Annotated in this window: 8 protein-coding genes and 7 tRNA genes; 4 read left to right on the plus strand and 11 right to left on the minus strand. The window is 40.7% G+C overall.

Translation table 11 applies throughout. The features are described from left to right. The first annotated feature begins 72 nt into the window (after nucleotides 1–72). Together FTV14_RS06895 and gloB are read left to right on the plus strand one after the other, a co-directional pair. Nucleotides 73–657, plus strand: a complete 585-nt coding sequence (locus FTV14_RS06895; RefSeq protein WP_180053614.1) for a flavin reductase family protein — start codon at nucleotides 73–75, stop codon at nucleotides 655–657. A 120-nt stretch (nucleotides 658–777) separates the two neighbouring features. Continuing rightward, nucleotides 778–1,512, plus strand: coding sequence for a hydroxyacylglutathione hydrolase (gene gloB / locus FTV14_RS06900; RefSeq protein ID WP_180053615.1), 735 nt, complete (start codon nucleotides 778–780; stop codon nucleotides 1,510–1,512). A gap of 12 nt (nucleotides 1,513–1,524) precedes the next feature. On the opposite strand, the gene FTV14_RS06905 is transcribed toward gloB, so the two are convergent. Further along, entirely contained in the window at nucleotides 1,525–1,797 is a 273-nt protein-coding gene (locus FTV14_RS06905) for a hypothetical protein (RefSeq protein WP_004786360.1), read from the minus strand. Nucleotides 1,798–2,215: 418 nt separating this feature from the next. Here FTV14_RS06905 and FTV14_RS06910 point away from each other — a divergent pair, with 418 nt between their 5' ends. Next, on the plus strand, nucleotides 2,216–2,419 hold the full coding sequence (locus tag FTV14_RS06910) for a hypothetical protein (protein ID WP_004786362.1): 204 nt from the start codon (nucleotides 2,216–2,218) through the stop codon (nucleotides 2,417–2,419). A gap of 145 nt (nucleotides 2,420–2,564) precedes the next feature. On the opposite strand, the gene FTV14_RS06915 is transcribed toward FTV14_RS06910, so the two are convergent. From FTV14_RS06915 to FTV14_RS06955, 9 genes are all read right to left on the minus strand, one after another. Continuing rightward, nucleotides 2,565–2,649 (minus strand) — tRNA-Leu (locus FTV14_RS06915). A gap of 40 nt (nucleotides 2,650–2,689) precedes the next feature. After that, a tRNA-Trp gene (locus tag FTV14_RS06920) sits at nucleotides 2,690–2,763 on the minus strand. A gap of 33 nt (nucleotides 2,764–2,796) precedes the next feature. After that, nucleotides 2,797–2,881, minus strand: a tRNA-Leu gene (locus tag FTV14_RS06925). 353 nt (nucleotides 2,882–3,234) lie between these two features. Continuing rightward, a tRNA-Leu gene (locus FTV14_RS06930) sits at nucleotides 3,235–3,320 on the minus strand. 384 nt (nucleotides 3,321–3,704) lie between these two features. Further along, nucleotides 3,705–3,789: transfer RNA gene (locus FTV14_RS06935), tRNA-Leu, on the minus strand. Between the two features lie 39 nt (nucleotides 3,790–3,828). Beyond that, nucleotides 3,829–3,902 (minus strand) — tRNA-Trp (locus tag FTV14_RS06940). Nucleotides 3,903–3,935: 33 nt separating this feature from the next. After that, nucleotides 3,936–4,020: transfer RNA gene (locus FTV14_RS06945), tRNA-Leu, on the minus strand. A 107-nt stretch (nucleotides 4,021–4,127) separates the two neighbouring features. After that, a complete protein-coding gene (locus FTV14_RS06950) occupies nucleotides 4,128–4,949 on the minus strand; it encodes a protein kinase (RefSeq protein ID WP_257219763.1) in 822 nt (273 codons plus the stop codon). Then, on the minus strand, nucleotides 4,939–6,447 hold the full coding sequence (locus FTV14_RS06955) for a DUF3336 domain-containing protein (RefSeq protein WP_180053617.1): 1,509 nt from the start codon (nucleotides 6,445–6,447) through the stop codon (nucleotides 4,939–4,941). The genes FTV14_RS06950 and FTV14_RS06955 overlap by 11 nt, the downstream gene beginning before the upstream one ends. A 189-nt stretch (nucleotides 6,448–6,636) precedes the next feature. On the opposite strand from FTV14_RS06955, the gene FTV14_RS06960 reads away from it, so the two are divergent. Next, entirely contained in the window at nucleotides 6,637–7,512 is an 876-nt protein-coding gene (locus FTV14_RS06960; protein ID WP_180053618.1) for an ATP-binding protein, read from the plus strand. Between the two features lie 243 nt (nucleotides 7,513–7,755). Here FTV14_RS06960 and FTV14_RS06965 read toward each other — a convergent pair. Further along, nucleotides 7,756–8,018: transposase family protein (locus FTV14_RS06965; RefSeq protein ID WP_180053619.1), on the minus strand; the 263-nt coding region annotated here is incomplete at its 5' end.

Raw genomic sequence — 8,018 nt, forward strand, 5'->3', positions numbered from 1 at the left:
CCAGAAGGGGAATTTTATATGCTGTGGATCAGATGATTTATTTTTCTCCCTTTTCACTCATTAAGGTTCTTTATGAACAATTCACATATTCAAACTGTACCTTTAGAAAAAGCCTATCGCCTGATCACACATGGTCCCACCGTGTTAGTGTCTGCCAATGATGGACAAGACACTGATGTCATGGCCGCTGCCTGGGCATGTGCACTCGAATTTAGTCCAGCAAAAGTCACTGTAGTGCTGGATAAAAGCACCAAGACCCGAAAAATAATTGAAAATTCTGGCTACTTTGCCCTGCAGATTCCAACCCTCAAACAGCTGGAAATGGTCTATAGCCTGGGAACATTGAGTCTGTACAATGCCCCAAACAAACTGGAGCAGTCTGGTGTGCAGTTATTCAAATTCGCAGATCAAGAGATCCCAGTTGTAGAAGGTTGTGCCGCCTGGATTTTATGTGAGCTGATTCCCGAGCCACATAACCAGCAAGCCCATGACCTGTTTATTGGTAAGGTCATTGCCGCTTATGCCGATGATCGGGTGTTCCGTGATGGGCACTGGTTCTATCATGAAGTCAGCGAAGAATGGAAAAGTATTCATCATGTCGCCGGTGGTCACTTCTATACCATTGGCGAAGCTGTCGCAGTAAAAGATGCAGAATAAATAACTGATCTTTTTAAACAAATCATATAAAAAATTCTTGCAAACAGGCGACCTTGACCACAGTCAGACTGCCTGAATTTATGCTACTTTATCCATAATATCTGTTTGGTCTGATGTCTTATGATGCCGTTTAAAATCCACTGTATTGATGTCAAAAACTCATTACAAAATTATATCTGGTTACTTGAACATACACCGACGCATCAGGTCGTGGTCATTGATCCCACTGAAGCTGCGTTAGTTCAGAATTACTGCGCCGAATATGGGCTTGAGCTGAGTCAGATCTGGCTCACCCACTGGCATAAAGACCATATCGGGGGCGTTCCGGATTTAATTCAAAAGCAATCATTACCGGTATATGGCCCAAAAGCTGAGCTGGAAAAAATTCCGTTTATTAACCATCCACTTGAACATGACGACCAGTTCAGTTTTCATGGTGTTGAGGTACAGATTATTGCCGTACCGGGTCATACCCTAGGCCATATTGTGTATTTCCTGGATGCCATTGATGTACTGTTCTGTGGCGATACCCTGTTTGCCATGGGCTGTGGACGGGTATTTGAAGGCACTTATCAGCAGATGTATCACTCTCTGGCTCGCCTGGCTGCCTTACCGCCACGTACTCAGGTTTATTGCACGCATGAATACACGCTGTCGAATGCACAGTTTGCCAAACATGTAGAACCAGATAATCCAGCAATTCTGGAGCGTTTCGAACAGGTTGAGCGTATGCGCATGCTAGGACAATGCACCTTACCCAGTACGATTGCAGCAGAACTGGAAACCAATCCTTTTTTACGCGCAGACAGTGTCGAAGAGTTTCAACGTTTACGCGTGATAAAAGACTCGTTTTAAACTTATAGCTGCTTAGAGTAGCTGATGCTTCTGAGCATAGTCATCCAGTTCTTGCTGGGTGACCACTCGTACCGCATTCATTTCATCAATCCTGACCAGCAATAATCCACCCAAAGCAGGTTGATAACGGCGCGCACTGCCAAATGGCGTATACGCCACCTTGGACTGCACTGAAAAATCCAGCCAGTCTTCATGGCCCAGCATCACAGCTACAGGCTCCTGCCCTTGCTGCTGCATAAGTTCAATTTGCTGTTTGACGTACTGCTCAATATTTAATTCAGTCATCATCAATCTTATTTAAATTACATCAATGCCAGTATAAAGGGTTGAGCCTAAAACCATGACCTGAATACTCTGAGACTTTACTGGATTGTATATTTTTAAGCCTTACTCAAACTCTAAAACCTTAAACCACGCTAATTCCTAATTTAAAATGAATAACAAATAAACAATTATTGATTTAAATATTTGAATATTAATAACTATTCAAAAAATTATTTAGGCTTAAAATTAAAATATTTAGTTACAACATCTTGAAAATAATAAAAAACATAGACTTAGATTAAAAACCCTATATTTCGTCTATATTATCTTGTTCATTAAATCCGCAAATTCAATTAAATTAATTTAAATAAGGGTATTTGCCCTTTAAAACGAAAATTCTCACCCTTATCTATGATTTAACTGATGAAGGAGTTATCTCGTGAAAAAAGTGGTTAAAGCAAAAAACGTTCTCGCATTTAGACTTTGGTTAGAAAAATTGGGGTATTCGGTTCGCACCCTGGCAGACAATCGTGGTTTTAGTTTCAGTTTTAAAAAAGAATATGGTCTGGTGACCTGCGATCTTTCAGGTAATGCATTGGCCATGCAGCTGGGTGAGGAGTTTGAAGATCATCTGAAAGCTTAAATTTAATTAATCAATGCACTCATGATTTACCCTTTTATTTGAGTAAAATTCTCTTATTCCTATAATCAGCCCATTTCGATGGGCTTTTTTTCATTTAAAAAATTTCAGGCAAAAAAAAACAAGGCATCAACCTTGTCTCTTTTGATGGTGGGGACGGAGAGACTCGAACTCTCACACCTCGCGGCGCTGGAACCTAAATCCAGTGCGTCTACCAATTTCGCCACGTCCCCATCAGGGTACCAACTTAGTGTTGGACTTTTTTTCAAACTTTGGCAGAGGATCAAGGATTCGAACCTTGACGAACGGTTTTGGAGACCGTCATGCTACCATTACACCAATCCTCTACTCGGCCATTTTACTTAATCTCTTAAGTAAATTGGTGGGGACGGAGAGACTCGAACTCTCACACCTCGCGGCGCTGGAACCTAAATCCAGTGCGTCTACCAATTTCGCCACGTCCCCGATGGCTGTGTATATTATAGAGATAGCAGGTCATTGACAAGTGATTTTACAAGCAATCACTGCCTATTCCGCTATAAATTAAACAGTTAATGCAGTTTTTTTATTTTTTATAAGATTTAACAAGAAAACTCGGCCTTATGAGGTTTCTTTGCTACTGCTTTGAACTTAATCTCTAAGCTTGTCTAGCTCAGTCTCAGCAGATCAGACCTCTAGAACCTCACTTATCTTGATCGAGCATGTTGTTTAAACAATAAATTAATTCAATACAAAGAATAAAAAGCCAAGCCAAGAAAAATATCGCACTAAAATTCAGGCAAAAAAAAAACAAGGCATCAACCTTGTTTCTTCATATATGGTGGGGATAGAGAGACTCGAACTCTCACGCCCAGAAGGCGCTGCGACCTGAACACAGTGCGTCTACCAATTCCGCCATATCCCCGTGGCTGTGTATATTATAGCGATCGCATCCGGTTGACAAGCGATTCTATGATCAACTCAGTGTTTTTATATCAAAAATTAATCAGTTAATTCTATGATGATTAAATACTGGCTTATTTCTAATGAAACCGCTTAATTTCAATCCTCTCATTCCAAGAATCAAATTATTTGAAAGGGTGTTGAATATTAATTTTAATGTTATCTGGATTAGCCAATTGATTGAGTATTTTAAAAGACTTCCCTCTTCTCTTCTTCATTAATACTTAGTTTGAGTATTTAAAATCTACTCATCGAAAGTAAGCGAATAATAAGAATGGAATTGAAAGATGGCTTAACCTTAAATTTCAGGCAAAAAAAAACAAGGCATCAACCTTGTCTCTTTTGATGGTGGGGACGGAGAGACTCGAACTCTCACACCTCGCGGCGCTGGAACCTAAATCCAGTGCGTCTACCAATTTCGCCACGTCCCCATCAGGGTACCAACTTAGTGTTGGACTTTTTTCAAACTTTGGCAGAGGATCAAGGATTCGAACCTTGACGAACGGTTTTGGAGACCGTCATGCTACCATTACACCAATCCTCTACTCGGCCATTTTACTCAATCTCTTAAGTAAATTGGTGGGGACGGAGAGACTCGAACTCTCACACCTCGCGGCGCTGGAACCTAAATCCAGTGCGTCTACCAATTTCGCCACGTCCCCGATGGCTGTGTATACTATAGGGATCAATTTCACCTGACAAGCTCTTTTTAAGAAAAAACCACTCGTTTGATTAAATAAAAAACAATATACAATTTATTGTATTTTTCTCATGCAATTTCAGTAAGTAAGGCCTGTTTTACGGCTTTGAAATCAGACAATCTATCCTGTGAATGCTTTCGAAGCATATTTTGTATTAGGCTTTGCAAAGCTTGATATTGCGTAGGTAGCTCAGGGTTAAAACGCTGACAATGCAATAATGCCCAATCTTGATAATCTGTCGCTTCTAAGCGTTGCCCTGTAAGCCACTCATAAAAAATGATACCCAGCGCATAAACTTCACTCTGTAGCGACTTGACTTGCCCCTGGAACAATTCAGGTGCCATAAAGCGAGGTGTTGCATTCATCGCTTGGTTTAAAGAATTGATTGACTGAACTTGCTCAAAATCAATCAAACAGACCCGATTCTGATAAATAACAAAATGCTCTCGTTTGAGATCAGCATGCAGATAACCGAGTTCTTGTAAACTTATCAACGGTTCTAATGCTCGTAGAATATGCTGACGAATTACTTGAATCGAGAATAGCTTAGGACATATATCAAAATGTGCTGGCGCATTAGGCAAGATCAAAGCCTGGTTGAAAGATTCATTTCCAATCTGAAAAGGCTTTCGAACAATTTGATGCGGAAGCATGAAAGTCCGCCCTTCTTGCTCACCATAAGCTTCATAAAAATCCAGCTCATGACTTAAGCCAGTTTGGGCATACTGAGAAATAGCGATTGAATCCAGATTCTGGGTTTTCAACCACAATGCTGACCCGGTCTCAGAATTAACTTCTAGATAATAAAGACGGCGACCAAAACCCAGACTTCGGGCTTTGGTCTTAAGCTGAAAATCAAGCTGATGCAGTTTGGCGGGGTTAAGTAACAATATATTCCTGCTTGGCATCTGGTGCATGCTGGTAATTTAACAGTTCCAGACAATGCTGAATAGTTTTACCTACCCGCTCCTGAGTTTCGATCAGGGAGATTTTAGGCCAGGTCGCCCGCTCACCTTCACGCTGCAATACCTTGAACAAATGCGGACGAGGATTTTGCAGCATATAACTATAATGACGCAGGCTATATTTACCCACGATATTGACATCACCATAATAGCGTTGATCCACCACGCCATAACCATGATCCAGCAAACGACGGACTGGCGGCAAACTGCCCGCATGCTCACGGGCAAAATCCATAATGCCCTTGGTAAATACCACACTCTGACGGCGTACAATGCGTTTCGGCCAGCTTAAAGTCCCTTTACGGAAGCGTGAAATATCATCCTGCATAAAAGGCACAATGTGCGGATTGGCCTGACTGGCAATGGTGTAATTGATATTGTATAGCCGTGCCATTTTCTCCTGCGGGAAATCACTACGGACACTACCATCTACCCAGCGTGTTGCGCCCATATAAGGCGTATATTGACCATCGTGGCGTTTACTGGTGAGACGTACAGGCGGGAACAGAATCGGCACGGCACAAGATGCCAGCACCGCACTCCAGACCAGTACATCTGGAGAGGTATAGGCATTCATGATCCGGGCATCCTGCGCGGCATCATAAGGAGCAACCGCAATATTGATATGCAGACCCGAAGTTTTTAATGCTTCTTCAAAGGTCATATCTCCCAAGTTTTCAATCAGGAATTTTTTCAGGTATTTAACATCCGCCAGACCACCATTACCCTTCATTAATTCACTCATGGTACGGAAATGAAAAGCTTCATGGAAAAAGTTATGGCCTTTTAAAATATCTACATACTGCGCGGGTTTGGAGACGCCCAACATCGCGGTCATAATTGCACCAGCACTGGAACCCGACATCACTCGAGGTAACAAATCCTGTTCCATTAGCGCCTTACATACACCGGTATGAAATAAACCGAGTGTGGCACCGCCCGAGAACATTAAGGCTGGCTGACCATAAGCACGTTGGCAGTGCTCAAAATATTCAATTTTCTCTTCAAGAGTCAGACAGGTACATTGTGCAGAAGCAATATAAGCCAAGCCCAGACTGACTTCTTCTACATAATCCTCAATAATTTTTTTAGTGCCCACATAAGTGACGGTAAACAATAAAGGATGGGCGATATTGGCAATATCGTAACTTAGCCCTTCACGCAGGATATACATCAGGTCACGAGTACGTTTCTGCTGACGATAACGTCTTAATTTCCCCAGTCGATGCGCAATCACTTCAGCATCAAAATACGGTGAACTATTATCCAGTTTCCATTCTTGTGCCCCAGATTCTTCATCGATCTTTAAGGCAATATATTTCCATTCTTCGTAAGTTTCAGCCTGTTGCAATTGCTGCTTCAGCTTTTTGATACGATAGGCCTGATGTGGATTGATATCCTGAGTAAAATCTTTAAACAGCATCTGCCCTCTTCCCTATATTGTAATTTTCAGACATCCTGCAGCCATGAACAAAAAACAGGCATCTATTTTCTTTGTACTACAATAACGAAAATTCACCACTTTAAGCAAATTATCACACTTTCCAGACTTTGACTGTGAATTTTACAGTGATAGTATTCTAGCCATAATTTTAAAAGTACTGCTCAAATCATGGCGAAAATTGATTTACCTGACAATATCTTAAATGCTCTTTCTACTGTCCTTCTCCAGCTCCAGCAAAGTCTGCCTGAATTAAAACAAAGTCCTGATTTTTCTGCTTATGCCTATAAATGGCAGGCAGGAGAACTCAAACCCATTCACCAGCTCAAACAGATTGAACTGGCAGATTTAAAAGGTATTGAGCGACAAAAAGAAAAAGTCATTCAGAATACTTTGCAGTTTCTAAAAGGATTACCTGCCAATGATGTCTTACTGACTGGCTCTCGCGGTACAGGCAAATCTTCGATTGTGCGTGCCTTGTTGACTGAATATGCAGATCAGGGTCTACGCCTGATCGAAATTGAACGCGATGATTTGTCAGATCTTCCACAAATTCAGCAACTGATCGCCGGTCGTCCGGAAAAGTTTATCGTCTATTGTGATGACCTGGCCTTCAATGCGGAAGATGAAAACTATCGCAGTCTGAAAAGTGTGCTAGATGGTTCATTACAGTCCGGTTCAAGTAATTTTGTGATTTATGCGACCAGTAATCGTCGTCATTTATTACCGGAATTCATGCATGAAAATACGCCAGTAACCAAAGTGGATGTACCGCAATATACCGAATTGCATCCACAGGAAGCAATTGAAGAGAAAATTTCACTGTCGGATCGTTTTGGTTTATGGCTGTCGTTCTACCCGATGGATCAAAACCTGTATCTGGAAATTGTCGAGCATTATCTGAAAAAGGCAAATATGCAACTGACAGCTGAAGCCCGTGCTGAAGCATTACGCTGGTGTCAAGCGCGTGGCCAACGCTCAGGTCGCGCAGCCTATCAGTTCTCTAAACACTGGATTGGTTCGCAGCAGCTTAAAACTTTAAATTAATTGACTTAATTAAAAAAATATCAGCTCGGTTTTGTTTCACTATGTAAATATTTTCAACAAAATTGAGCTTTAAAATAATTACAAAAATCATTCAAATATAAAATAATTTTATGATTTTTTTATCTTTTAAACACACTTTATAAACTTACACAATAAAACAAATAAATACAAAATAAATACATTGAATTTTACCATTATTTCTCCACTAACTTTTTCAAATTATTAATAGACCTCTTTCATAAATCATTTTTTGCTCAGTTCCAAGTTGTAGATTCCAGCGATTAAATTGAATCTCAAACCAAGCCTTTTACCTCTATTTCGATAACGCTCAGCAAGGATTTTGAAGGTTTTCAGGCTGCCAAATACATGCTCAATTCCAATTCTTCTTTTATTGATTTCTTGATTATAGATTTTCAATTCAGGATCCAATTTACAGTGTCTTTTGGCTTTTAATGGCAACAGGCTATTCGGATACAACACATAAATCCCCTGATAGCCTTTATCTG

Source organism: Acinetobacter sp. YH12236 (genome assembly GCF_013417645.1).
GTDB lineage: Bacteria > Pseudomonadota > Gammaproteobacteria > Pseudomonadales > Moraxellaceae > Acinetobacter.